We start from the raw sequence: 23,305 nt of genomic DNA, 5'->3' as shown, positions 1-23,305 counted from the left end.
CTTCGGCGTCGACTCCACGAGTCTCAGCCGTGACGGCTCCGACGGTTCCTGGGCACTCATCTCGACCTGCTCCTCGCCCTTGACCTAGACTTACCCACGGTAACCTTACTCCGGAGTAAGCAAGTGTGCCGAGCCCGTGGGAGACGAACATGGCCGACCGCTATCTGAGCTTCACCGCCACCGCACCCGGCCGCTTCCTCACTCGACGGCTCGGCCTTCCGCAGCCGGCGGCGCTCAGGCGCTGGTCACCCGAACACCCGTCCCTCACAGGCAGTTTGCTCCACCTTACGGCCGGGACGACCGCCCTTGATCTCGCACCGGTCCTGGCCCGCACCGGGCTGCCCCTCGACGGCTCCGCCGACCCCGCCGCGGTCGTCCTGGACGCGACCGGCGTCCGGGACGTCGAGACGCTCGCCGAGGTGCACGCGGCCCTGCACCCGGTCGTGCGGTCGGTCGCGGCGAGCGGGCGCGTCGTGGTCCTCGGCTCGCCCCTGGACGCCGCCGCCGACGACCACCACCGGGCGGCCGTCCAGCAGGCCCTGGAGGGGTTCGTGCGCTCCCTCGGCAAGGAGATCGGGCGCGGCAGGACCGTGAACCTGGTCCGGCTGACCGACGCGTCCGCCGCCGAGTCCACCCTGCGCTTCCTCCTCTCCCCCAGGTCGGCGTACGTCAGCGGCCAGGTGATCGGGGTGGGGGCCGAGGGGCCCGAAGGAACCGTCGACTGGGCGCTTCCGCTCGCCGGTCGCACCGCGCTCGTCACCGGCGGTGCGCGCGGCATCGGCGAGGCGGTCGCCGAGACCCTCGCCCGGGACGGCGCGCATGTCGTCGTGCTCGACATACCGCAGGCCGAGGCGGACGCCCGCCGGGTCGCCGAGCGGCTGTGCGGCAGCGCCCTCGCCCTCGACATCACCGCCGCCGACGCGGGCGAGCGGATCGCCGCCGAACTCCCCGACGGAATCGACGTGTTGATCCACAACGCGGGGATCACCCGGGACCGGCGACTGGTCAACATGCCCGCCGAGCGCTGGGGTTCGGTGCTCGACGTCAACCTCGCGAGCGTGCTGCGCACCACGGACGCGCTGCTCGCCAAGGGGGCCCTGCGGACCGGCGGCCGGATCGTGGCCACCGCCTCCATCGCCGGGCTCGCGGGCAACGCGGGGCAGACGAACTACGGCGCGAGCAAGGCGGGGATCGCCGGTCTGGTCCGCTCCCTCGCGCCGCGCGCGCTCGCCGGGCACGGGGTCACGGTGAACGCGGTGGCACCGGGCTTCATCGAGACGAAGATGACGGCCGCGGTCCCGCTGTTCATCCGCGAGGCGGGCCGCCGGATGAACTCACTCGCGCAGGGAGGGCTGCCCGTGGACGTCGCCGAGACCACCGCCTGGCTCGCCCATCCGGCGTCCGGCGCGGTGAACGGGCAGGTCGTGCGGGTGTGCGGCCAGAGCCTGCTGGGGGCGTGATGACCTCGCTGCGGAGCACGCCGTCGCTGGGGCCGCTGCTCGCGCGGGGCGCGCTGCTCTCACCGTTCAAGAGACCCCGCCCGGGAGCCGCGTTCGCCGGGGACCGCCTGGTCGTGCCCGAGCTCCGCGTCGACGTCGACCGGCTGTCCTGCTACGAGCGGGTGTGCGGGTTCGCCACCGGCGGCGACGGCCTGCCGATCACCTACCCGCACGTCCTGGGCTTCCCGCTGGCCATGCGCATCATGAGCGGCCGGGACTTCCCGCTCCCGCTGCTGGGCCTCGTCCACACGTCGATCGACATCACCCGCCGGCGCGCGCTCGCGTCCACGGACGCCTACGAACTCTCCGTGCACATCGCCGAGTTGGCACCGCATCGACGGGGGACGCAGGCGTCGGTCGTCACGGAGCTACGGGCGCGGCCCGGCGGGGCGGTGGTCTGGGAGTCGACGAGCGCCTATCTGGCCCGGCACCGCACCGGGACGTCCGCCGAGCCGAGGGAAGCCGCACCGGAACCGACCCCGGAGCGGGAGCCGCTGCCGGTGCTGGACGAGTGGCGGCTCGGCGGGGATGTGGGACGCCGGTACGGGGCCGTCTCCGGCGACCGCAACCCCATCCATCTGCATCCGCTCACCGCCCGCCTCTTCGGCTTCCCCCGCGCCATCGCGCACGGCATGTGGACCGTCGCCCGCTGCCTCGCCGCCCACGGCACCCCGTCGGCCGTCCACGCCCACGCCGACTTCCGGGCCCCGGTCCTGCTGCCGGGGACGGTGGCGTTCGCCTCGGACGGCGAGCGGTTCGAGCTGCGCGGGACCGGTCGGGCGGGCCGGGTCCACGTGAGCGGCCGCGTGGACCCGCTCAGGGACCCCGGGGGTCCTCCTGCTCAGGAGCCGTCGTCGTCCTCGTAGGGATCGGCCTTGCGGGTGAACCTGGCGTAGGGGGACGCATCCATTCGGTCCTCTTCCTCCTGGCTCGGCATCGGCCAGGTCCGCGGCCAGGGGTTGGGGAACCGGCCCTCCCGTATCGCCCGGCGGGCCGCCCGCGTGTTGCGGTACTGGAGCGGGATCACGGTCAGGGGCAGTTCCTCGCCCGTCGTGCGCGACCGGGCCCGGACCGGGCGTACGTAGGGCCGCCCCGGGCCGCGCGCGATCCAGTCGGCGAGGGAACGCTCGACGTCACCGAACGGATGGGCGATCACCAGCACGATGTCGTCGTGGTCCATGGGCTAGCCCTCCTGCGGGGACTCCGGCGGGGACCAGGGATGACCTTCCATCAGGTTGCCCAGGCCCGCCCAGGCGAAGTTCATCAAGGTCGTCGTCGCCTGGCGGGCCGTGATGCCGTCGGCGGTGTTGGCCCAGGTGGCGAGGGACTCGGCCGCGCCGACCAGGGCCTCGGCGAGGCCGGCGACCTCGCGTTCGGGGAGGTCGGGATCCCGGTGCGCCTCACGGGCGGCGACGGCGATCAGCTGCGTGACGAACGCGACGATCTCCTCGCGCATCGCGGCGGCCTCGGCGGCGAAGGTCTCGCCGTGGGTACGGGCCTGGAGGTGCACGACGGACCAGGCGTGCGGATGGGCCGCGGTGTGCGCGAAGAAGGCCAGCAGCCCGTCCCAGAGCTGTCGGTCGGCGGGCAGATCGGTGCGGACGCCGGACCGCACCGCGGCCACCAGCGCCGCCGCCTCCCGGCGGATGCAGGCGGTGAAGAGCTCGTCCTTGGAGTTCAGGTACAGATACACCAACGGCTTCGACACGCCCGCGAGTTCGGCGATCTCGTCCATGGACGCGGCCATGTACCCGCGCCGCCCGAAGATCTCCACGGCGGCATCCAGCATCTGCTGCTCACGGACCGCACGCGGCATCCGCTTGGTCTTCACGGCACCCATGGGACCAGCCTAGTTCGGCCCGGACGGGAGCAACTCCCTTACGACGTCTGCCCCTGCGCGTGGGCCGAGTCGATCGCCTCGTCCTCCTGGGAGCGGTTGGCCTCCAGGTTGGCCTTCATACGGTCCACCCGCTCCACGACCGTCACCGAGGCGCGGTCGCGCTCCTTGCGCAGCACGACGAAGCTGATCGGCGCGGAGATCACCAGCGAGAGCAGGATGATCCACATGCCGTTGGAGTCGCCGAGGCCGCGCGGGAAGACGCCCGAGTAGACAAGGCCCCCGACGACCACGAGGCAGCCGGCGAGGACACCGAGACGCATCAGTGTGTAGCGGAGCATGTCAATCCACTCTTCCGATTCCAAAAGGGGCCGTCGTCCAGTGAAGCATGCCCGGCGGTCGATCTCGCAGCGGGGTTCAGCCCAACGGCAGCAGCATGATGACGTCGTCGCGGTGGTCGTCGGGAGCGACCCTGATCGCGCCGGGTATCCGGCCGACCTCCTGGTAGCCGCAGGAGCCGTAGAAGCTCTCCAGGCCGAGTCCGCCGCGGCAGGAGAGCCGTATCGCGTCGATGCCGTCGAAGCCGCGGGCCGCGTCGGCGGCGGCCGCCAGCAGGCCACGGCCGTACCCCTGGCCCTGGTGACGGGGGTGCACCATCACCGTGTACAGCCAGACCCAGTGCGTCTGGAGCCGGTGCGTGTTGAAGGCGAAGAACGCGGCCGCGACGACCTCGCCGGCGGCGTCCCGCCCGACGAGCAGCCGGTGGCGGCCCTCGGCCATCGCCGCGAGGTGCTTGACCAGCTCCGGCCGGACCGCCTCACGGTCCACCGGCGGCACGAAGCCGATGGCTCCGCCGGCGTTGGAGGCGTCCGTCCAAAGGTCGAGAATGCCGTCCCGCAGGTCGGGGGTGAGGGCGGGGTCGAGGGTGAAGGCAAGGGCCACGACAGGCTCACACCCGCATCGGCTGCGGCGACTCCCGGCGCGCCGGGTCCGGGCCGTCGTACTCGCGGATGATCTCGTAGCGCGTGTTGCGCTCCACCGGGCGGAAGCCGGCGTCCCGGATGAGGTCCAGCAGGTCGTCGCGGGTCAGCTTGTTGGGCGTGCCGTAGTTGTCCGCGTCATGGGTGATCTTGTACTCGACGACCGAGCCGTCCATGTCGTCCGCGCCGTGCTGCAGCGCCAGCTGCGCCGTCTGGACGCCGTGCATGACCCAGAAGACCTTGACGTGCGGGACGTTGTCGAAGAGGAGCCGGGAGACCGCGAAGGTCTTCAGGGCCTCGGCGCCGGTCGCCATCTGGGTCCGGGCCTGCAGCCGGTTCCGGACCTTCCCGTCCTTCATGTCCACGAAGTCGTGCTGGTAGCGCAGCGGGATGAAGACCTGGAAGCCGCCGGTCTCGTCCTGGAGCTCGCGCAGCCGCAGGACGTGGTCGACCCGGTGCTTCGGCTCCTCGATGTGGCCGTACAGCATGGTGCACGGGGTCTTGAGACCCTTCTCGTGCGCCAGGCGGTGGATGCGCGACCAGTCCTCCCAGTGCGTGCGGTGGTCCACGATGTGCTGGCGGACCTCCCAGTCGAAGATCTCCGCGCCGCCGCCGGTCAGCGACTCCAGGCCCGCGTCGATCAGTTCGTCCAGGATCTCGGAGGCCGACAGCCCGCTGATCGTCTCGAAGTGGTGGATCTCCGTCGCCGTGAACGCCTTCAGCGAGACGTCCGGGAGCGCCGACTTCAGTTCGCGCAGCGAGCGCGGGTAGTAGCGCCACGGCAGGCTGGGGTGCAGGCCGTTGACGATGTGCAGCTCGGTGAGGTTCTCGCCCTCCATCGCCTTGGCGAGCTTCACCGCCTCCTCGATGCGCATCGTGTACGCGTCCTTCTCGCCCGGCTTGCGCTGGAACGAGCAGTAGGCGCAGGACGCGGTGCACACGTTCGTCATGTTGAGGTGACGGTTGACGTTGAAGTGCACGACGTCGCCGTTCTTGCGGGTGCGCACCTCATGGGCGAGCCCCCCGAGCCATGCCAGGTCGTCCGACTCGTACAGCGCGATGCCGTCCTCACGGGTCAGCCGCTCACCGGCCCCGACCTTCTCCTCCAGCTCGCGCTTCAGCCCGACGTCCATGCCCGCACCACACCTTTCTCCGACGACATCCCCACCGTACGGCTACACCTCTTCGGGCAGCTCTCCGACCCGGTTCTCCCACTTCGTGGAGAGCACGATCGTGGTACGGGTCCGGGACACGCCCTTGGTCCCGCTGAGCCGCCTGATGATCTTCTCCAGGCCGTCGACGTCGTTCGCCCGCACCTTGAGCATGAACGAGTCGTCGCCGGCGATGAACCAGCAGTCCTCGATCTCGCTCAGGTCCTTCATCCGGTTCGCCACGTCCTCGTGGTCGGCGGCGTCGGAGAGGGAGATGCCGATGAGGGCGGTGACGCCGAGGCCGAGCTGGGCCGCGTTCACCGTGGCGCGGTAGCCGGTGATGACACCGGCCGCCTCCAGCCGGTTGATGCGGTCGGTGACGCTGGGTCCCGACAGACCGACGAGGCGCCCCAGCTCCGCGTACGAGGCCCGGCCGTTCTCCCTCAGGGCCTGGATGAGCTGCCTGTCCACCGCGTCCATGCGAATCGAAGCCTTCCGATCAAAGTTCCTGAAGAGAATCAAAGTTCCTGAAGAGACAAGACAAGACGGTGCTCAGCCGGCCCGCGTTCCGCCGAGTTCGCCGTCCCACCGCCGGTACAGCCCGTGCGCGACCCCCGCCGCGTCGAGCACCCGGCCGGCGACGAAGTCGACCAGGTCCTGAATGTGGGTGGCCCCCGCGTAGAAGGCCGGGGAGGCGGGCACGACGCTCGCGCCCGCGTCGTCCAGGGCGACGAGATGACGCAGCGTCTGCCCGTTCAACGGCGTCTCGCGGACGGCGACGACGAGTGCCCGGCGTTCCTTGAGCGTCACGCTCGCCGCCCGCTGGAGCAGGTCCTTCGACAGCCCGAGGGCGACTCCGGCGACGCAGGCGGTCGAGGCGGGGACGATCAGCATCCCCTTCGCGGGGTACGACCCCGAGGACGGCCCGGCGGCGAGATCCCCCGCGCCCCAGTACCGCACCCGGTCGAGAGCCGCGTCGGTCGGCTCGAATGCGTCGGGCTTTCCATCGGCCCCCCGCGCCAGCCATTCCCGCAGGTCGTCCCGCCAGTGCGCGTCCCGGAAGGAGATCTGGGTCTCGTCGAGCAGCGTGAGCCGCGAGGCCCGGCTGACCACCAGGTCCACGCTCTCGCCCCCGGCGAGCAGTGCACGCAGCACGGCGGCGGCATAGGGCGTACCGGACGCCCCGGACACCCCCACGATCCAAGGCACGCGCTGCGTTTCTCCTGCGTTCACACCTTGAGCGTACCGGTGAGCGCGGAGGTCTTCAGGACCGGTGGGCCCTAGTGAACGGGGGTGGCTACACGCTGAGCCCCCGCACCAGGAGATCCAGCAGCGCGCACCCGAAGAGGGCGATGCCGATGAAGCCGTTGACGGAGAAGAACGCCCTGTTCAGACGGGACAGGTCGTGGGGTCGCACGATCGTGTGCTCGTAGAGGAACGCGCCGGCGACGACGACCAGGCCCAGCCAGAAGAACGCGCCCGCGTCGGTCAGCAGCGCGTACCAGACCAGCAGGGCCGTCGTGATCGCGTGGCAGACGCGCGCGCCGCGGATCGCCGCCGGGATGCCGAAGCGGGCCGGCACCGACATGACGCCGGTCTCCCGGTCGGTGTCGACGTCCTGGCAGGCGTAGATCAGATCGAAGCCGCCGATCCAGATGCCGACGGCGAGCCCGAGGACGACCGCCTCCCAGGACCACTCGCCGGTGATCGCCAGCCAGCCGCCGATCGGCCCCATCGCCTGGGCGAGCCCCAGGATGGCCTGCGGGAAGTTCGTGAACCGCTTGCCGTAGGGGTAGACGACCATCGGGATGACCGCGACGGGGGCCAGCGCCAGGCACAGCGGGTTGAGCAGCGCCGCCGAGCCGAGGAAGATCACGACGGCGATCAGCGCGCCGGTCCAGGCGTGGCGGACGGACATCGCGCCGGTGACCAGCTCGCGGTGGGCCGTCCGCGGGTTCCGGGCGTCGATCTCGCGGTCGATGATCCGGTTGACGGCCATCGCGAAGGTGCGCAGGCCCACCATGCAGATCGTGACGAGGAGCAGCCGTCCCCAGTGGATGTTCCCGTCCAGCCGGAACATCGCCGTCAGCGCGGCGATGTAGGCGAAGGGCAGCGCGAAGACGGAGTGCTCGATCATCACCAGGCGCAGGAAGGCCTTGGTGCGCCCCGGCTGTGGGAGCGCTGCGGAGGCGGAGCTCACAGGCCGTACTCCTTCCAGCGGCGGTCGACCGTGGCCGCCGTCTCCGGGTCGGAGACGACCATCTCCGGCCAGCCCCCGTCGCGCGTGTAGCCCTCCTCGGGCCACTTGCGCGTCGCGTCGATGCCCGCCTTGCCGCCCCAGAACTGCTGGTAGGAGGCGTGGTCGAGATGGTCGACGGGGCCCTCGACGATGCTGAGGTCGCGGGCGTAGTCCGTGTTGCCGAGGGCCCGCCAGGCGACCTCGTGCAGGTCGTGGACGTCGCAGTCGGCGTCGACGACCACGATCAGCTTGGTCAGGGACATCATGTGCGCGCCCCAGACCGCGTGCATGACCTTCTGCGCGTGCTTGGGGTACTTCTTGTCGATCGAGACGATCGCGCAGTTGTGGAAGCCACCGGCCTCGGGCAGGTGGTAGTCCACGATGTCCGGGACGATGATCTTCAGCAGGGGCAGGAAGAAACGCTCCGTCGCGCGGCCCAGCGGGCCGTCCTCGGTCGGCGGGCGGCCTACGACGATCGACTGGAGGAGCGGCCGGTGTCGTGTCGTCACGCAGTCGATCTTCAGCGCCGGGAAGGGCTCCTGCGGGGTGTAGAAGCCGGTGTGGTCGCCGAAGGGGCCCTCCGGGAGCATCTCGCCCGGCTCCAGCCAGCCCTCCAGGACCACCTCAGCCTGCGCCGGCACCTGCAACGGCACGGTCTTGCAGTCGACCATCTCGATCCGCTTGCCCGCGATGAACCCGGCGAAGAGGTACTCGTCGATGTCACCGGGGAGCGGGGCGGTGGAGGCGTAGGAGACGGCGGGCGGGCAGCCGAAGGCGATCGCGACCGGCAGCCGCTCGCCCCGGCGCGCCGCGACCTGGTAGTGGTTGCGACTGTCCTTGTGGATCTGCCAGTGCATGCCGATCGTGCGCTTGCCGTGGCGCTGGAGGCGGTAGAGGCCGAGGTTGCGGATGCCGCTCTCGGGGTCCCTGGTGTGGGTGAGCCCCAGGTTGAAGAAGGAGCCGCCGTCCTGCGGCCAGGTGAAGAGGGCGGGCAACCGGTCGAGGTCCACCTCGTCGTCATGGAGTACGACCTCGTGGACCGGGGCGTCCGCGGACTTCACCTTCTTCGGCGGGACGTGCGTCATCGCGCCGAGCTTGCCGAACGCCTCGCGCACGCCCACGAAGCCGTGCGGCAGCTCGGGTCGCAGCAGGCCGCCGATCTTCTCGCTGATCTCGGCGTACGACTTGAGCCCGAGGGCCTTCAGGAGCCGTCGGTCGGTGCCGAACACGTTCATCGCGAGGGGCATGCTCGACCCCTTCACGTTCTCGAAGAGGAGCGCGGGGCCGCCGGACTTCTGGACCCGGTCGACGATCTCCCCGACCTCCAGATACGGATCGACCTCGGCCTTGACGCGCTTGAGGTCGCCTTCGCGTTCCAGTGCCCTGAGCAGGGAACGAAGATCGTCGTAAGCCATGTGTCCCAGTATCGGCCACCGGCTACCCTGGCCCCGTCACCGGGGCCGTCCCAAGCCCTGCCGCCGTCACTTGGGGGAACCCGCCACCATGCTCAGGTATCTGCCGTTCCTGCTGGTCCTGGCGCTGTGGATCTATGCCTTCATCGACTGTCTGAACACCCCCGAGGAGGAGGTGCGCGGGCTGCCGAAGGTGGTCTGGGTCATCATCATCCTGCTCTTCGGCGAGGTGCTCGTCGGTCCGGTCGCCTGGCTGGTGGCCGGAAAGGTGCGGCACGCCCCGGCAGGCAGTGCGGCGGGCGGCACGGCCAGGACCCGCCGCACCGAGTGGGTCGCCCCGGACGACAACCCCGAGTTCCTGAAGTCGCTCAAGGACAGCGACGGGAACAAGGGGGACAAGGCAGACACGGCGAAGGACGACGACGCCCTCCTCAAGGACTGGGAGGCCGATCTGCGCCGCCGCGAGGAGGAGCTGAAGCGCCGCGAGTCCGGCGAGGACCCGCAGCCGCCGGCGTAGGGACAGCGATTCGACGAACTCTCAGCGCGCGTACGAACCGAGGCCGATCAGGCAGTACACGTACTCGTTGACGGCCGCTCCGTTGAGTGTGTAGCTGTACGAGAACGCGTACTGCGTCCGGGAGTTGGCCTCGCACTTGCTCATGTCCGAGGTGAACGGGAACGTCTGGATCACCTTGTAGTGCGCGTCGGACGCCGAGCAGGACACCTCCTCCACGTTGTTGACCGGCTGCGCGACCGTGGAGTCCGGCAGCGTCCCGTTGAGGCAGGTCCCGGACGTGTAGGGGTCGGGGGCCGCAGCCTCGGTCTCGTCCGCGTAGGGGTCGTCCGTATAGGGATCCGTGGTGTACGGATCCGTGGTGTACGGATCGTCGGTGTACGGGTCCGCGGTGTACGGGTCGTAGGGGGTGTAGGAGGTATCGGGGCTGTACGGCTCGTACGTCGAGGTGCTGCCCGGGGAGCCGACGGTGTCGCCGTCGTCGCCGCCCGAGTCGATCAGGACCACCACGAACACGAGCGCGGCGACGGCCCCGAGCACGGTGAGCACCTTGCGCACTTGACGACCCGAGCCGATGACCCGGATGCGCAGCAGCACCTCCTGGTCGCCGATCCAGGCCCGGACGAGGTCGCCGTCCCGGGCCGGCGGGATACGCACTTGGACGGAGCCGACGTCCAGCGGGACGGTGAGGACGACACCGGCCGCGGCCTGCTGTCGCGTGAGCGATATGGGAATCTCCGGCAAGGACACGCGCCCAGTGTGAACCGGCTTGCGCCACAATCGAAGTGCTTTTCTAGAAATCGGCTCTAGAAATCCATGTGCTCTACTCTGACTGGGACAGCAGCACGATCAAGGACACCTGTTCGATGAGCACCAAGCAGCGCCCCAAGCAGCAACGCGGCGAGGTCACCGCCGAGTTGCTCCTGGACGCCGCCTTGCGCGTGTACGCCGCCGAAGGGGAACAGGGCTTCACGGTCAACGCCGTCACCAAGGCCAGCGGGGTCAGTCTCGGCAGCCTCTACCACCACTTCGGCAGCCTCGACGGTCTGCTGTCCGCGCTGGCGCAACGCTGGCTGGACCGGCTGCTGGACGAGCTGGCCACGGCCCTCGCGGGCTCGCGCACGGCCCGCACGGGCATCCGCGCGATCGTGCGGACCTATCTGGCGTTCGTCCGCGACCACCGGGACGCGGCGCGGCTCCTGCCCCGGGAAGCCGGGCTGCCGGCCTTCGCCCACTGGATCCAACCCCGCATCGAAGCAGGGGAGTTGGCCCCCCTCCCGTTGCCCCTTGTCGAGTCCCTCGTGCTCGGTCCGGTCATCGGGGTGGCCCGCCGCTCGCTGTCCGGCGTCGACGACGTCGACCTCGACGAGGCGGCACGGCTCCTGCCCGACCGCATCTGGCGGTCGCTGAGCCCATGACACGCCGACCATGACGCGACTGCGCTCCGTCGACCTCGCCCGGCTCGCCGGGCTCTCGACGCAGCAGATCCGCAACTACGAGGACGCGGGCGTCCTCCCGCCGGCCGAGCGGACGGCGTCCGGCTACCGCACCTTCACGGAGCTGCACCGGCAGGCGCTGCTGGCCTACCGCGCGCTGGTGCAGGGCTACGGCCCGGTGCCGGCGGCCCGGATCATGCGGACCCTGCACGAGGGCGACACCCCGGCCGCGCTCGCCCTCGTCGACGCGGCCCACGCCGCCCTGCACGAGGAGCGCGGCGCGCTGCGGGCGACGGGCGAGGCCTTGGAGGCGCTGCGGGCGGAACCCGCGCCGCCGCCGCACCATGGGGCGAGCCTGCGCATCGGAGAGGTGGCCCGGCTGCTCGGCGTGCGGACGTCCGCGCTGCGGGTGTGGGAGGCGGCCGGGCTGATCGACCCGCCGCGCGAACGCGGGACGCGCTACCGGCTCTACGGCCCCGCCGACGTCCGGGACGCCCGGATCGTGCACAGTCTGCGCCGCGGCGGCCATCTGTTCGCGCAGATCGGGCCGGTGCTGACGGAGCTGCGCCGGGAGGGCGGCAGCGAGACGGCGCTGCGGTCGGCGCTCGCGGCCCGCGCACAGACGCTGACGGCCCGCACCCGCGCGATGCTGGCGGGGGCGGGCCGTCTCCACGCGTATCTGGATGTCGTCAGCGCAGCCGGGACGACGACAGGATCGACAGCAGATGGGCCGGAACCATCAGCCAGGTGATCGCGGCGATGGCGGCCAGCGCCCAGCGGGTCGGCTCGATGCCGCCGGTCGCCACGTCGGCGAACGCCACGACGAGGAGGACCAGCGAGGCCTCGATGCCGTTGGTCACCCGGTGGATCTTGAAGGCGGCGGCGAGGCGACGCACCGACGCGACGCCCTGCGAACGCGGCGCGGCGGCCTCGTCGTCGGCGACGGGGAGCCCACGCCGGGCCCGGGCGACGTCCACCAGGTCGGTAGAGGCCTTCAGCAGCACCACGCCGAGCGCGGTGACGAGTCCGAGCGACACCCAACCGTTGAACCCGTTCCACTCCCCCAGCCCGGACTCGGCGGCCCGGAAGCCGAAGCCGATCATCAGCGCCGCGTCGGCCAGATACGCGCCGAGCCGGTCGACGTAGATGCCGGTCGCGCTGTTCTGCCCCTTCCAGCGGGCGACCTCGCCGTCCACGCAGTCGAAGAGCAGGAACAGCTGCATGAGAAGAGCGGCGAGGACGGCCCCGGCCAGGCCCGGGATCAGCAGGGCCGCGCCCGACAGCACCCCGCACGCCACCATCGTCCAGGTCAGCTGGTCCGGGGTGACGCGGGTGCGCACCAGTTGGCGGGTGAAGCGCAGGGATATCCGCCGCATGTACAGCCGGCCCGCCCAGTGTTCGCCGTTGCGGCTCGCCAGCTTGGCCTGCGGCTGACAGACCTCCCGCAGCTCCTCCAGCACCGGAGCAGCAACCATGAACGTTCCTTCCACGCGACCCGGCCCAACTGCCGCACGCGCGGCGGTGATCGGCACAGGGTACCCACTGCCTAGGGGGTGCACTGCGTGTAGGTGTCGATGTCGTCGGCGGGCGGCCTGTACGTCGTCTCGAACCTGGGGTCTGTCTGGACGAGGCGGGTGAAACGCTGCTTGAAGTGGGAATACCACTCGTCCTTCATGAATTCGCGCAGCGCCCCTTGCAGTCGCCTGCACATCGCCAGGTTGTGCTTGGCCAGGCCGATCCCGTACATCTGCTTCTTGCCGACGTTGATCTTGTCCACGACGCGTACGTCGTCGTAGATCTCGGCGAAGCCGTAGAGGATGACCCGGTCCGTCCATACGGCGTCGACGTTGCCGTCCCTGAGTTGCTGGACGCAGGCGTTGTAGTCCTCCGCGTCGTCGTAAATGATGGCGTCCTTGTCGAGCGGATTCTTGGGGCCGGCCTTCGATGTCGAACCCTTCACGGTGCAGATCTCCTTGCCGGCCGTGTCCTTCTCGTCCTTGATCTCCTTGTTGTCGGCGCGCACCAGCAGGCCCTGCTCGGTCTTCAGATAGGGCCCCACGAAGTCGATCTGTTCGAGTCGCTCGTCCGTGATGGAGTAGGTCGCGATCACCAGTTGGACGGAGCCCTTGGCAAGCACCTTCTCTCGGTCCTTCGACGACACGTCGTCCAAGTCCGGTTCGAAGCCGATGCGTTCACCGAGGAAGTCGGCGAGCTCCTTTTCGAACCCCGCGTACTCGTGCGCCGAAGGGTCGAACTGGTTGAAGCCGGGCTGGTCGATCTTGACGCCGATGTCGAGGGTCTTGGGGACGACCCAGGGGCTCGGGCTCGCCGACGTCGCCGTCGCCGACGCCGGTGCGGAGGGCACCGCCGGGACGGCGTCGCCGCCGGACTCCTTCTCCTTGGTGCAGGACGCGGTCGTGAGCGCGACGAAGAGCGCGGCGGTGAGACACAGACGTGTCGGCAAGTGCATGTACGGATCCTTCGGGGGGAGAGAAATGCAGGCAGGCGGCGTCAGGATTCGAGGACCGCGCTTCTCACGGCGACACGGATCCGGCATGCGTGATCGGTCCGGAGTTCGACGTGCAGGTGTATGGAGTTGTGCCTGTCACTGATCGGCACCGTCACGGCCTTGTCGTCGAAGGGGATGTTCAACCCGGCGGGAAGCGCGGTTCCGGTGAGGCGCAGGCTGCTTCTGGGCAGGCAGCTCGTGCCGCTGCCACGATCGGGATCCGTCCCGCTGAACGTCAGGTGCAGGGTGTCGCGGTCCTCCGGCAGTTGCACAGAGAACTCGAAGGCCTCTTCGTGGGTCGCGATGACCTCCTTGACGTCCTTCGCGCCTATCTTGAAGGTCGCTTTGTCGGTCACATCGATGGGCTGATGGATCTTGCAGTAGGAGATGAACAGGGCGGTGGCGGTGCAGACGACGGCGAGCACCACCACGACGACGGCGGTCTCCTTGCCGTTCAGGGTGGAGAAGGAAGCCGCCAACATCCCCAGCAGCACCGCGGCCACGCCGAAGCTGACCGTGCTGTACAGGGTGCGTTCATCGCCGGTGCCCCAGTCCTCCCAGATATAGGAGGACGCGCCGAAGAGGGTGGCGACGAGGAACGCCGCCACGAGCCACCAGCGCGCCGAGCGGCCTTCGTCCGCGGGCTGCTGGGCCGGGCCTGGCGCGGCGGCCCCTGTGGCGGCCGGTGCGGTTGTCGGTGCGGTTGTCGGCTGTGTGGGGGTCGCCCCGGAAGCGACACCGGCGGAGCGCCGGTCTGAACGTCGACGCCTACCGAACATGAGGTTCTCCGAGAAGGCTGCACTCTGCGGGACGCGTGGGTCAGGTACGCACGCCGGGACGCCGGGAGCTTGGTGCTTCCCGGGGTACGACACCGTAACGGCCTCTTTGGGCGTTACGTCGCGCTTTCCGGGAAACGAGGAATTTTCGGATTAAGGCGGCCTGTCCGCAGCAGACTGGAGTCATGGACCCCATGGATCAGGTGACGGCGAGGGCCTGGCTGGCCGTCGCAGTGGAGGAGGCCCGCGCCGGGCTCGCCGAGGGCGGCATCCCGATCGGGGCCGCGCTGTACGGCCCGGACGGCACGCTGCTGGGGCGCGGCCACAACCGGCGCGTGCAGGACGACGACCCTTCCGTGCACGCGGAGACGGCCGCGTTCCGCGCGGCGGGGCGGCAGCGCTCGTACCGCGGCACGACGATGGTCACGACCCTCTCGCCATGCTGGTACTGCTCCGGGCTGGTCCGGCAGTTCGGCATCTCCCGGGTGGTCGTCGGCGAGGCGGTCACGTTCCACGGCGGGCACGACTGGCTGGCGGAACACGGCGTGGAGATCGTGCTTGTGGACGACCCCGAATGCGTGGAGATGATGCGCGACTTCATCAAGAGCAACCCGGCACTGTGGAACGAGGACATCGGTGAGTAGCCCGAGCACCCCGAGCAACCCGCGTATCCCGACCATCGACCTGCGGCCCTGGCTGGACGGCGAGCCGGAGGCCCGCGCCGCCATCGCCCGTACGGTCGACGACGCTCTCCAGACCGCCGGATTCCTCCTCATCACCGGCCACGGCGTCGATCCCGCCCTGCGCGACCGCATCCGGGCGGCGTCCCGGGCGTTCTTCACGCTTCCCGTCGAGGTGAAGGAGCAGTACACCGCGAAGGTCGGCGGACGGGGATGGCTGGGGCCCGGCGCGGAGGCCAACGGCTACTCGGAGGGGACCGAGACCCCGCCGGACCTGAAGGAGTCCCTGACCTTCGCCACGCACGAGCCCTTCGACGACCCCGTAGTCAACGCGGAGTGGTACGCGCCCAACGTCTGGCCGACGGAGGTCCCGGAGCTGCGCACGCTCTGCGAGGAGTACCTGGACCGGATGGGCGAGCTGGAGAAGCGGCTCCTCTCCCTGCTCGGGGAGGCCCTCGGCCTCGAACCCGACTTCTTCTCCCGGCACATGGACCACCCGACCTACGGCTTCAACATCAACTGGTATCCCGGGACGGACGTCATCGGCGAACCGGAGCCCGGCCAGTTCCGCATCGGTCCCCACACCGACTTCGGCACGGTGACGATCCTCGACCGGCAGGCCGGCAAGGGCGGGCTCCAGGTCTGGACGGACGAGGGCGGCTGGGAGGACGCGCCCTTCGACCCGGACGCGTTCACCATCAACCTCGGCGACCTCATGGCCCGTTGGACCGGTGACCGGTGGCGGTCGGGACGGCACCGTGTGCTGCCTCCGCCCGCCGACGCGCCCACCGAGGAGCTCATGTCCCTCGTCTACTTCGGCGAGTGCACCCCGGGGACGGTCGTGGAGTCCGTCCCGGCGCCGGTCGGGCGGGTGGCGTACGAGGCGGTCAGCTCACATGTGTACCTGCGGGAGAAGCTGGACTCGATCACCGTGGACTGATCACTCCTGGAGCCCCAAGAAGGCTGTGTGGTAGCGCCGTTGATGGCGGCTGAGCAGGACGTTCGCGTCGGTCTCGGCGCTGCCGTCGTGGCGGGCGCGGGCCTGCGCGCGCAGCGCGGCCAAGTCCGCGCAGGCGGCGCAGTCACGGACGGGAACGGGCACCTCCGGCGGGTACAGGGAACGGGAGTTGGCGGCACGGACGCCTGCGGCTAGGCGCTCGGCGGGGGTGGCGGGGCGGATCGCCTCCGGGCGGGCCTCCCACTCCCGTCCGCCCCCGAGGGGGCGCAGCAACGCGTAGGGGCCGGCCTTGCCCCGGTACTCGCCGACCCTGTCCGACCTGGGGTCATAGACGACCGTTCCCGTTTCGAACTGGCTCTCGGTGTGTTCGATCATGCCCCGTCCATGCCCTCTCCGTACCGACCGCGTGACTCTGGGTGTACAGAGCGTCGCGTGCGGGCACCGTGCGTATCAATGCACGACGCGTGCCAAGGTGCACTTGTCACGGAGGGGGACGACCTGTGGCCACCAACGCCGTTCTGTTCGGAGAGCTGTTACGCCACTTCCGCGAGGGCGCTCTGCTGACGCAGGAGGCGCTGGCGAGCGCGATCCCGTGCGACCGGTCGCTGGTGGCAAGGGTGGAGGCGGGAACGCGGGTCCCGCAGGAGCCGTTCGCGAAGAAGTGCGACGAGGTGCTGGGTTCAGGTGGGGCGTTGACCCGGTTGTGGGGGCGCATCGACTGGTACGCGCAGGTGGAGCACCCGGATTGGTTCCAACGCATGGTGGCGATGGAGGCAAACGCTGTCGCGCTGCATGTGTACCAAGTCATGGTGGTGCCAGGCCTGTTGCAGACACCGGAGTACGTGCGAGCACTGCTCTCCCTGCGAGCCAGCGGCGACCTGCTCGAAAGCCGGGTCAGGGCCCGGCTGAGCCGACAGCCACGCTATTTCGCCGAAGGCGGGCCCACGTACGTCGCCTTGGTGGACGAGAGCGGTCTGCGCAACCCGGTGGGCAGTCCCGCCGTGATGCGGGATCAGTGCGCGCACCTGCTGCGCGTGGGACAACTCCCCAACGTCCGTATCCAGGTGATCCCAGCCAACCGCTTCGACATCAAGCGCCCCGACAAGTCGATGTTGCTGTTCACGATGCCGGACGGTGAACGCTGGATCTACTCGGAATCGCGGACTCGCGGCCACTTCCACAACGATCCGGAAGACTTCGCCGAGTACAGCCAAATCTATGATGTCCTCAGGGCAGATACTCCGTCTGCTCGCGAATCCGCCGCTCTGATCGGCAAGCTGATGGAGGAGTACGGCGACCATGAACCAGAAGCAGTTGAGCGCGGCAACCTGGATAAAGAGCAGCTACAGCGGCATCAACTCGGGCGACTGCCTCGAATTCGCCCCCGAGTTCACCTCCGTCATCCCCGTCCGCGACAGCAAGAGCCCTGACGGGGATGTCCTGCTCATCCAGCGGAGCGCCTGGGCCGCGTTCGTCGGCGGCGTTGCGGAACTTTCGTAACTCAACGGACATCACGCGATCTGGCTAATACCAACTCCCCCTCCTTACCCTTGCGTTGGGAACCGGGCCTGGGGGAGGTGCGCGGTGCACAGACGGTTGTACGGGCGTGGTGCGCTGTTCGACGTCGAGCCGCCCGGTCTCGTACCGCGACTCGTCGGGATCCGTCCCTACGAACTCCACGCGGAGAAGCTCGAACACCCCACCGGCCCGCCCCTGTTGGTGCTGGCGGGCGGTCGGGGGCTGGGCAAGAGCGCGGTGCTCGCCGAGCTGTGGGACGCCTACACGGATCACACCCGCCGGGGCGAGGCCCGTCGGCGTACTCCGGTCGCGTTGATCGACTGCGAGGACGAGCAGTTCGCGCGGCCGCCGCACGAGGAGAGCCCGGAGTCCTGGTCGCCGGTGTGGCAGGCGCTGCTGGTGGTCGCCGAGCAGTTGACGGAGCCGGTGCGGGCGGCCGGACAGCTCACCTTCCCCCGGCTGACGGCGGGCCTGGTCGCCGTCCGGGCGAGCGACTGGAGCGGGCGGACCGACTCGGACCGTATCCGACGTGAGCTGGTGCGGATCCTGCTGCTGAACGAGCGGGCCTCGCGGTTCAGCCTGGCCGGGCGGTGGGCGGCGAAGGTCGCGTCGAAGGTGATCGCGGCGGCGAGCGGGGGCGGCCCGTTCGTGGCGGCGACGGTCGAGGCGACGCTGGAGGCGCTGTCCGAGGGGGTCACGCACCGCAAGGAGCAGCGCCCGGCCACCTGGTACCGCTCGTATCCGAACGCGGGCGGCAACGCCAAGCGGGGCCTGCTGCTGCTCGCGGGGAACTTCCGGGCGGGCGGCACCTCGCGGGAGCACGCCGAGCGCTGGCTGGTGCGGGCGCTGCTCGCCGACCTGGCGGAGGCGTACTCGGGGATCGGCTCGCATCTCACCCGCCTGGGCCGGCCGCTCGTGCTGCTGGACAACGCGCGTAGTGGTCCGGGGCCGGGGCTGCTGGACGCCGTCCTGCGCGACCGGGCCGACGGGGTAGTCGACCAGGTGGTGTGGGTGGCGACGGTCCGGGGTGCGGACCATCCGGCGCTCGGGGACGCCGTACGGCGGGCGCTGCCGGAGGTCGCGCGGGCCACGGACTGGGAGCCGGGCAGCTCGCCCTCCTCGCGGGCGCTGCTCGTGCCGCTGCCGCCGCTCTCCCCCGACGACACCCTGCACATCGTCGGCGCGGTCTGCGACGACGTCGAACTGCCGCCGCGACTCCCGCACGCCACCCACCGGTTGACCGGCGGGAACCCGCTGGGGATCGTGCTGCTCGCGACCGCCGCCCGGCAACACCCGGAGTCCGCCGCCTCGTTGGGACGGCTGCTCACGGAGAAGGTCAGGATGGAGGAGGGGCAGGCCGACGAGGGCCGTCCCGTCTACGCCGAGTTGCTGGCCCGACTGGTCCCCGAGGACCGGCTCGACGAGCTGACGGTCCTGGCCGCCGCGCACGGCCACGACTCCGCCGTCGCCCTCGCGCACGCCCAACTCCCGGACGACTTCGGCTCGTCGGGCGTTCGGTCCCTGCGGGCGCGACTCGCCGAGGAGGGGCTGACGGCCGAAGCGGGTCACTTCGTCGGCGACCCCTTCATCCGCACCCTGCTGCTGCTCCGTCTGCACCACCGCCACGCCGACCACGCCAAGTGGCGCGAGGTCCACGAGACGATGATCGCCCACTTCGCGCCCGGCCTCGGTTTCCGGACCCCGCATCCCGGTGTCGACGCCTTCCGCCTGTACCACGAGCTCGCGCTCGGCGACACGGACGCGGCGGTGGCCTATCTGCGCGACGCCTTCGCCACCCTGCGCACCCGCACCTGGCTGGAGACGCTCCGCTTCCTGGCGTCCGCGCCCTACTTCCACGCCCACGACTCCGAGGGCCGGGACGCGGACGGCCGGGACGACCGTCGGTCGGCGATCGCGCTGGGCCGCACGGACGCCGGCCGGACGCCGCCGGAGGGTGTGAACGCGGCCCTGCATCTGCGGATACGGCGGCTGCTGCACGCGGTCTGGCAGGTGACCGACCCGCTGGTGCTGCCGGACCCGAGGGTGTGCGGGCGGCTGGGGTTCGAGCTGCTCCAGCTGTCCGACCTGCGGCCGGCCGGGGGCGCGCTGCTGTTCGCGACCTCCCAGGCCTGGCCCGAGGACGCCCTCGCGGGCCGCCCGCTGCACATACCGGCCGAAGACGGAGACGGTGACGGGGACGGCGACGGGGACGGGGTGGCGTGATGGCGGCGGACGGGGTCAGAAGCCCGCTGGTGCGGTGGCTGCGGGAGGTCTGGGAGATCCGCCTCTACCGCTATCTGACGGTGCTGGTCACGGCGGCCGTGGTGACCGGGCTGGTGTTCGCCGTGCTGGCGGTCACCGACGAGGACCGTTCGTGCGCGCCGGGGGTGGCCCGTCCGGCCGACAGCGACGAGTGCGTGGGCGTGGCCACCGGCGCGTACGACTTCGGGCACGCCCAGCTGCGGGACGTGGTGAAGGCGATCGACCGGGAGAACGACCGGCTCAAGGCGGGCGGTTACGTCACGGTCGCGCTGATGCTCCCGTACACCGCGTCCACCCCCTCGACGCTGAGCGACATCCAGCATGAGCTGCAGGGCGCGTACCTGGCGCAGTGGCAGGCCAACCACACCTCCAACGGCCAGGCTCCGCTGATCCGTCTGGTGCTCGCCAACCCGGGTGCCACCAGCGAGCACTGGACGGTGATGGTCGATCAGCTGGAGCGGATGGCGCAGGGGGCCGACCGGCTGCGCGCGGTGACCGGGGTCGGTCAGAGCACCGACAACAACAAGAAGGCGGTCGCGGAACTGACCCGGCGGGGCATCCCGGTGGTCGGCGCGTCCATCACCGCCGACGACCTCGCCAACGGGCAGAACGGCAAGGACCCCTTCCCCGGGCTGGCCCGGGTCTCCCCCACCAACACCGACGAGGCGCGTGCCCTGGCCTCCTTCGCCAAGGTCGACGCGGGACGGGCGCTGCTGGTCTACGACAAGCCCGGCGACCCGTACACGCGCACTCTGCAGTCGTCGTTCGCCGCGCTGCTCAAGGGCTCGCCCTACGAGCCGCAGCCGTTCACCCCGCCCGCCGACCGCACCCAGGAGGGCACCACCGCGAACACCTTCCGGCAGATCACCCACCTGGTGTGCGACACCTCGGCGGCGACCGACACGATCCTGTTCGCCGGGCGGCACACGCAGTTGCGGCAGTTCGTCAACGCGCTGGGCACCCGGGGCTGCCAGGACCGCAAGTTCACCGTGCTGACGGGCGACGAGGGCTCCTACCTGTCCGGCGACAAGAAGCTGGACCGCACCGCCCTCACCCACAACCTCGCCGTCCGCTACACCGCCCTCGCCCACCCGGACGCCTGGACGAAGTCACCCGCGGGTTCCGTCGGCGGATCGGCGGCGGACGCGAAGGTCCTCACCGACCTGCTCGCCCGCAGCGCCCGTGAGCCGGTCGGCCCGATCGGCGGGATCGGTCTGGAGGACGGCCAGCTGATCATCGGCTACGACGCGATGACGCTGGCCGTCCACGGCATCCGCGAGGCCACCCCCGACGGCGGGACGGTCCCGCCGCTGGCGGACGTCGGCCTGCAGTGGCCGCAGGTCAAGGGCTCGCTGCGGGTGAACGGGGCGAGCGGCTGGATCTGCCTGGACGTGCACGGCAACCCGTACGACAAGGCCGTCCCGATCGTGGAGCTGCACGCGGACGGCGGCTCACGCTTCGTCCGGATCGCCTGGCCGGAGGGGAAGCCGCCGGGGAAGGAGTGCCTGCCGCCGTCCTAGCGGCTCCGACCGCCGTCCTGGAGCTCAGGAGCCTTCCAGGGTTTCGATCAGGCGTTCGAATCTGGCGCGCCAGCCGGGTTCGGTGCCGCCGTCTCCCAGTCGCCCCTGGAACTCGTGGGTGAAGCGCAGCAGGGAGCCGTCGTCCCCGTCCCGCTCCAGATGGAACCGGATCCGGCCGCCGCCCTCCACGGTGTACTCGGCGACCCGGTCCACGTCCCACGCGGTGACCTGGCCCTCCCCCAGGCCCCGCAGGGCGACCGCGCCGCCGAGCCGGTGTTCGAGGACGTCCACGGGCGTCCACCACAGCGCGAGCCCCTCCGGGGTGGTCAGCGCGGGCCAGACCGTCTCCACGACCCCCGGGAGCCGCACCAGGAAGTGCAGGATGTGCGTGTTCCCGTGGGTCTGGCTGGTGCCCTGTTCGACGGAACCGGTCATGACACCAGCCTGACCCGTGGGAACCGGTTCCGCACGGTTACGGGCGCTCGCCCGCCTTGTCGACGACGGCGCGGCGCAGGACGGCAGTGTCGCCGAGCACTGTCCCCTTCTTCAGTCCCTTGTAGTTCTGGGTGAGGGTCGCCCGCTGCCCGAGAAGTTCGTGCGTCTTCTTGTCAAAGGTCCACACGAAGCGGATGGGCAGCTTGGTGTCCGTGCGCATGATCCCGACGCCGTGCCGCCCTCGGGCGTCGACCGAGTCCTCGTCCACCCTCACGCCGGGGGTGCGGGTGACGGCCTGGTAGAGCGCGGCGCGCTGCGCCGACGGCACGATCGAGCCACTCAGCAGTTTTCCGGCCAGCTGCAGCACGGCCTGGTGCTCGTCATAGGTCCCGTACAGCGTGGGCCCGACCCAGGCGGCGTTGTAGATCCGCACGGACGATTCGACCAAATAGTCGTACATCGCGTCCGGGTCGGTGGGCAGGGACTTCAGGAAGTTGTAACTGAAGCTGTCGCCGTAGATCTCCTGTCCCGGCTCCCCGGCCGAACGGAGCAGCTCGCTGCCGTCCCTGTCGTCGCGCACCATGGTCTTGCGGGTGCCGTCCACGGAGACCCAGACCTCTGTGCGGTGCAGGCGCACGCGGACCAGCTTCTTGTCCAGCCCGGTCTCGTAGAAGGACTGCTCGCTCTCGACATAGACGAACTGGTCGTTGCGGATCCTGCCGTCCCCGTCCTGGCGCTCAGCCGCCGGCGTGTTGCGCAGTCCCGCGTCTGCGCCGCCGAACGAGGGCAGCACGGTGAACGTGACGGAGGCGACGGTCGCCACTGCCGCCGCCGCGAGCGCGGGGCCCATCCACCGCTTCCGCGGTTTCGCGACGGCTTCGTCGGTGTGCCGGATCTCGGTCATCAGATGCTCCTTGAGGAGTCGGTGACGGCCCGGCGGAAGGTCCTGTTCAGGCAGCTGGTTCATCGGCTTCCCTCCCTCATGGGCCTGACCGCCGAGGTGCGGTCTTCACCTCTCATCTGTCCGCGCACGGCGGGCGGTTCCATATGTTTCGCGAGCTTTGCCCGCGCCCGCGAGAGCCGTGATCGCACGGTGCCCACGGGCACTCCCAGCGCCTCGGCCGCCGCCTCGTACCCGAGGCCCGACCACACGCACAGCGCCAGCACCTCGCGCTCGGCGCGCCGCAGCCTCGCCAGCGCGGTGCGCACGGCGGCCAGTTGCACGGCGTCGTCCACCCGGCCCGCCACCTCGTCGGCGAAGTCCCGCAGCGTCTCCTCGCGCGGCAGCCGCGCCACCGCGGCCGCGTGTCTTCGGGCCGCGCGGCGGACGTTGCGGGTGACGTTGGTGGCGATGCCGAGCAGCCAGGGGCGCGGGGAGCCGCCGTCCTCGTCCAGCCGCTCGCGCAGCCGCCAGGCGTCCAGGAAGGTCAGCGAGACGATCTCCTCGGCCGTCGTCCACTCCCCCGTGAGCCGATAGGCGTGGTTGTAGACGGAGCGCGCGTAGGCGTCGAAGAGCGCGCCGAAGGCGTCGTGGTCCCCCGCGCGGATGCGTTTCCTCAACATGCTCAGATGCGTATCC

27 protein-coding genes and 1 pseudogene are annotated in these 23,305 nt (G+C 70.5%); 11 read left to right on the top strand and 17 right to left on the bottom strand.

What is annotated here, in order from left to right; all coding sequences use genetic code 11:
* Positions 1-149: 149 nt before the first annotated feature.
* Together ABZ725_RS00485 and ABZ725_RS00480 are read left to right on the top strand one after the other, a co-directional pair.
* The gene (locus tag ABZ725_RS00485) at positions 150-1,460 is read left to right on the top strand and encodes a 3-oxoacyl-ACP reductase (RefSeq protein ID WP_358800680.1); all 1,311 of its coding nucleotides are present in this window, start codon (positions 150-152) and stop codon (positions 1,458-1,460) included.
* Complete coding sequence (locus tag ABZ725_RS00480) at positions 1,460-2,365, top strand: MaoC/PaaZ C-terminal domain-containing protein (RefSeq protein WP_358800679.1); 906 nt, start codon at positions 1,460-1,462, stop codon at positions 2,363-2,365. The genes ABZ725_RS00485 and ABZ725_RS00480 overlap by 1 nt, the downstream gene beginning before the upstream one ends.
* On the opposite strand, the gene ABZ725_RS00475 is transcribed toward ABZ725_RS00480, so the two are convergent.
* The 9 genes from ABZ725_RS00475 to ABZ725_RS00435 all read right to left on the bottom strand — a co-directional run bounded on the left by ABZ725_RS00475 (position 2,341) and on the right by ABZ725_RS00435 (position 9,121).
* Positions 2,341-2,679 (bottom strand): hypothetical protein, encoded by a 339-nt coding sequence (locus ABZ725_RS00475; protein ID WP_358800678.1) that lies wholly within the window; start codon positions 2,677-2,679, stop codon positions 2,341-2,343. The genes ABZ725_RS00480 and ABZ725_RS00475 overlap by 25 nt on opposite strands.
* A gap of 3 nt (positions 2,680-2,682) precedes the next feature.
* Complete coding sequence (locus ABZ725_RS00470) at positions 2,683-3,339, bottom strand: TetR/AcrR family transcriptional regulator (RefSeq protein WP_351904192.1); 657 nt, start codon at positions 3,337-3,339, stop codon at positions 2,683-2,685.
* A 38-nt stretch (positions 3,340-3,377) separates the two neighbouring features.
* Positions 3,378-3,677 carry a DUF4229 domain-containing protein gene (locus ABZ725_RS00465; RefSeq protein WP_358800677.1) on the bottom strand — a complete coding sequence of 100 codons (300 nt, stop codon included), beginning with the start codon at positions 3,675-3,677 and terminating at the stop codon, positions 3,378-3,380.
* A gap of 76 nt (positions 3,678-3,753) precedes the next feature.
* Positions 3,754-4,278 (bottom strand): GNAT family N-acetyltransferase, encoded by a 525-nt coding sequence (locus ABZ725_RS00460; RefSeq protein WP_358800676.1) that lies wholly within the window; start codon positions 4,276-4,278, stop codon positions 3,754-3,756.
* A gap of 7 nt (positions 4,279-4,285) precedes the next feature.
* Positions 4,286-5,449: an aminofutalosine synthase MqnE gene (gene mqnE, locus ABZ725_RS00455; protein WP_358800675.1), complete on the bottom strand. Its 1,164-nt coding sequence runs from the start codon at positions 5,447-5,449 to the stop codon at positions 4,286-4,288.
* Positions 5,450-5,491: 42 nt separating this feature from the next.
* The gene (locus ABZ725_RS00450; RefSeq protein ID WP_319672767.1) at positions 5,492-5,947 is read right to left on the bottom strand and encodes an Lrp/AsnC family transcriptional regulator; all 456 of its coding nucleotides are present in this window, start codon (positions 5,945-5,947) and stop codon (positions 5,492-5,494) included.
* Positions 5,948-6,019: 72 nt separating this feature from the next.
* Entirely contained in the window at positions 6,020-6,676 is a 657-nt protein-coding gene (locus tag ABZ725_RS00445; RefSeq protein WP_358800674.1) for a UbiX family flavin prenyltransferase, read from the bottom strand.
* Between the two features lie 88 nt (positions 6,677-6,764).
* A complete protein-coding gene (gene mqnP, locus ABZ725_RS00440; protein ID WP_358800673.1) occupies positions 6,765-7,667 on the bottom strand; it encodes a menaquinone biosynthesis prenyltransferase MqnP in 903 nt (300 codons plus the stop codon).
* The gene (locus ABZ725_RS00435; RefSeq protein ID WP_358800672.1) at positions 7,664-9,121 is read right to left on the bottom strand and encodes a menaquinone biosynthesis decarboxylase; all 1,458 of its coding nucleotides are present in this window, start codon (positions 9,119-9,121) and stop codon (positions 7,664-7,666) included. Before ABZ725_RS00435 ends, mqnP begins: the two co-directional genes overlap by 4 nt.
* Positions 9,122-9,209: 88 nt before the next feature.
* Here ABZ725_RS00435 and ABZ725_RS00430 point away from each other — a divergent pair, with 88 nt between their 5' ends.
* Positions 9,210-9,635: a PLD nuclease N-terminal domain-containing protein gene (locus ABZ725_RS00430; protein ID WP_358800671.1), complete on the top strand. Its 426-nt coding sequence runs from the start codon at positions 9,210-9,212 to the stop codon at positions 9,633-9,635.
* Positions 9,636-9,656: 21 nt separating this feature from the next.
* On the opposite strand, the gene ABZ725_RS00425 is transcribed toward ABZ725_RS00430, so the two are convergent.
* Positions 9,657-10,382 (bottom strand): hypothetical protein, encoded by a 726-nt coding sequence (locus ABZ725_RS00425; RefSeq protein ID WP_358800670.1) that lies wholly within the window; start codon positions 10,380-10,382, stop codon positions 9,657-9,659.
* 116 nt (positions 10,383-10,498) lie between these two features.
* Between ABZ725_RS00425 and ABZ725_RS00420 the strand changes: the two genes are divergently transcribed.
* A complete protein-coding gene (locus ABZ725_RS00420) occupies positions 10,499-11,050 on the top strand; it encodes a TetR/AcrR family transcriptional regulator (protein ID WP_358800669.1) in 552 nt (183 codons plus the stop codon).
* A gap of 10 nt (positions 11,051-11,060) precedes the next feature.
* Positions 11,061-11,819, top strand: coding sequence for a MerR family transcriptional regulator (locus ABZ725_RS00415; RefSeq protein WP_358800668.1), 759 nt, complete (start codon positions 11,061-11,063; stop codon positions 11,817-11,819).
* On the opposite strand, the gene ABZ725_RS00410 is transcribed toward ABZ725_RS00415, so the two are convergent.
* From ABZ725_RS00410 to ABZ725_RS00400, 3 genes are all read right to left on the bottom strand, one after another.
* Positions 11,758-12,543 carry a CDP-alcohol phosphatidyltransferase family protein gene (locus tag ABZ725_RS00410; RefSeq protein WP_351904226.1) on the bottom strand — a complete coding sequence of 262 codons (786 nt, stop codon included), beginning with the start codon at positions 12,541-12,543 and terminating at the stop codon, positions 11,758-11,760. The two genes, ABZ725_RS00415 and ABZ725_RS00410, sit on opposite strands and share 62 nt — an antisense overlap.
* A gap of 71 nt (positions 12,544-12,614) precedes the next feature.
* Positions 12,615-13,538, bottom strand: coding sequence for a transporter substrate-binding domain-containing protein (locus ABZ725_RS00405; RefSeq protein WP_358800667.1), 924 nt, complete (start codon positions 13,536-13,538; stop codon positions 12,615-12,617).
* A gap of 41 nt (positions 13,539-13,579) precedes the next feature.
* Positions 13,580-14,185, bottom strand: a complete 606-nt coding sequence (locus tag ABZ725_RS00400; protein ID WP_358800666.1) for a hypothetical protein — start codon at positions 14,183-14,185, stop codon at positions 13,580-13,582.
* Between the two features lie 353 nt (positions 14,186-14,538).
* Between ABZ725_RS00400 and ABZ725_RS00395 the strand changes: the two genes are divergently transcribed.
* Both ABZ725_RS00395 and ABZ725_RS00390 read left to right on the top strand, forming a co-directional pair.
* A complete protein-coding gene (locus ABZ725_RS00395) occupies positions 14,539-14,997 on the top strand; it encodes a nucleoside deaminase (RefSeq protein WP_358800665.1) in 459 nt (152 codons plus the stop codon).
* Positions 14,990-15,973, top strand: a complete 984-nt coding sequence (locus tag ABZ725_RS00390) for a 2-oxoglutarate and iron-dependent oxygenase domain-containing protein (protein WP_358800664.1) — start codon at positions 14,990-14,992, stop codon at positions 15,971-15,973. The genes ABZ725_RS00395 and ABZ725_RS00390 overlap by 8 nt, the downstream gene beginning before the upstream one ends.
* Here ABZ725_RS00390 and ABZ725_RS00385 read toward each other — a convergent pair whose 3' ends face one another.
* Entirely contained in the window at positions 15,974-16,366 is a 393-nt protein-coding gene (locus ABZ725_RS00385; protein ID WP_358800663.1) for a hypothetical protein, read from the bottom strand.
* Between the two features lie 125 nt (positions 16,367-16,491).
* Between ABZ725_RS00385 and ABZ725_RS00380 the strand changes: the two genes are divergently transcribed.
* From ABZ725_RS00380 to ABZ725_RS00365, 4 genes and pseudogenes are all read left to right on the top strand, one after another.
* Complete coding sequence (locus tag ABZ725_RS00380; RefSeq protein WP_358800662.1) at positions 16,492-17,421, top strand: helix-turn-helix transcriptional regulator; 930 nt, start codon at positions 16,492-16,494, stop codon at positions 17,419-17,421.
* Positions 17,375-17,491: pseudogene (locus ABZ725_RS00375) on the top strand (DUF397 domain-containing protein); the annotation flags it as partial. The gene ABZ725_RS00380 and the pseudogene ABZ725_RS00375, both read left to right, overlap by 47 nt.
* An 84-nt stretch (positions 17,492-17,575) precedes the next feature.
* A complete protein-coding gene (locus ABZ725_RS00370; protein WP_358800661.1) occupies positions 17,576-19,732 on the top strand; it encodes a hypothetical protein in 2,157 nt (718 codons plus the stop codon).
* Positions 19,732-21,291, top strand: coding sequence for a hypothetical protein (locus tag ABZ725_RS00365; protein ID WP_358800660.1), 1,560 nt, complete (start codon positions 19,732-19,734; stop codon positions 21,289-21,291). Before ABZ725_RS00370 ends, ABZ725_RS00365 begins: the two co-directional genes overlap by 1 nt.
* Positions 21,292-21,315: 24 nt before the next feature.
* Here ABZ725_RS00365 and ABZ725_RS00360 read toward each other — a convergent pair whose 3' ends face one another.
* The 3 genes from ABZ725_RS00360 to ABZ725_RS00350 are packed head-to-tail and all read right to left on the bottom strand — an operon-like array spanning position 21,316 to position 23,289.
* Positions 21,316-21,726 (bottom strand): SRPBCC domain-containing protein, encoded by a 411-nt coding sequence (locus tag ABZ725_RS00360; protein ID WP_358800659.1) that lies wholly within the window; start codon positions 21,724-21,726, stop codon positions 21,316-21,318.
* Positions 21,727-21,763: 37 nt separating this feature from the next.
* Positions 21,764-22,693: a CU044_5270 family protein gene (locus ABZ725_RS00355; RefSeq protein WP_358800658.1), complete on the bottom strand. Its 930-nt coding sequence runs from the start codon at positions 22,691-22,693 to the stop codon at positions 21,764-21,766.
* The gene (locus tag ABZ725_RS00350; protein WP_358800657.1) at positions 22,690-23,289 is read right to left on the bottom strand and encodes an RNA polymerase sigma factor; all 600 of its coding nucleotides are present in this window, start codon (positions 23,287-23,289) and stop codon (positions 22,690-22,692) included. Before ABZ725_RS00350 ends, ABZ725_RS00355 begins: the two co-directional genes overlap by 4 nt.
* Positions 23,290-23,305: the final 16 nt, after the last annotated feature.

The organism is Streptomyces sp. NPDC006872 (genome assembly GCF_040635845.1).
GTDB lineage: Bacteria > Actinomycetota > Actinomycetes > Streptomycetales > Streptomycetaceae > Streptomyces.
Note: the sequence above shows the minus strand (reverse complement) of the source record. Positions and strands in the feature narration are given on the sequence as shown.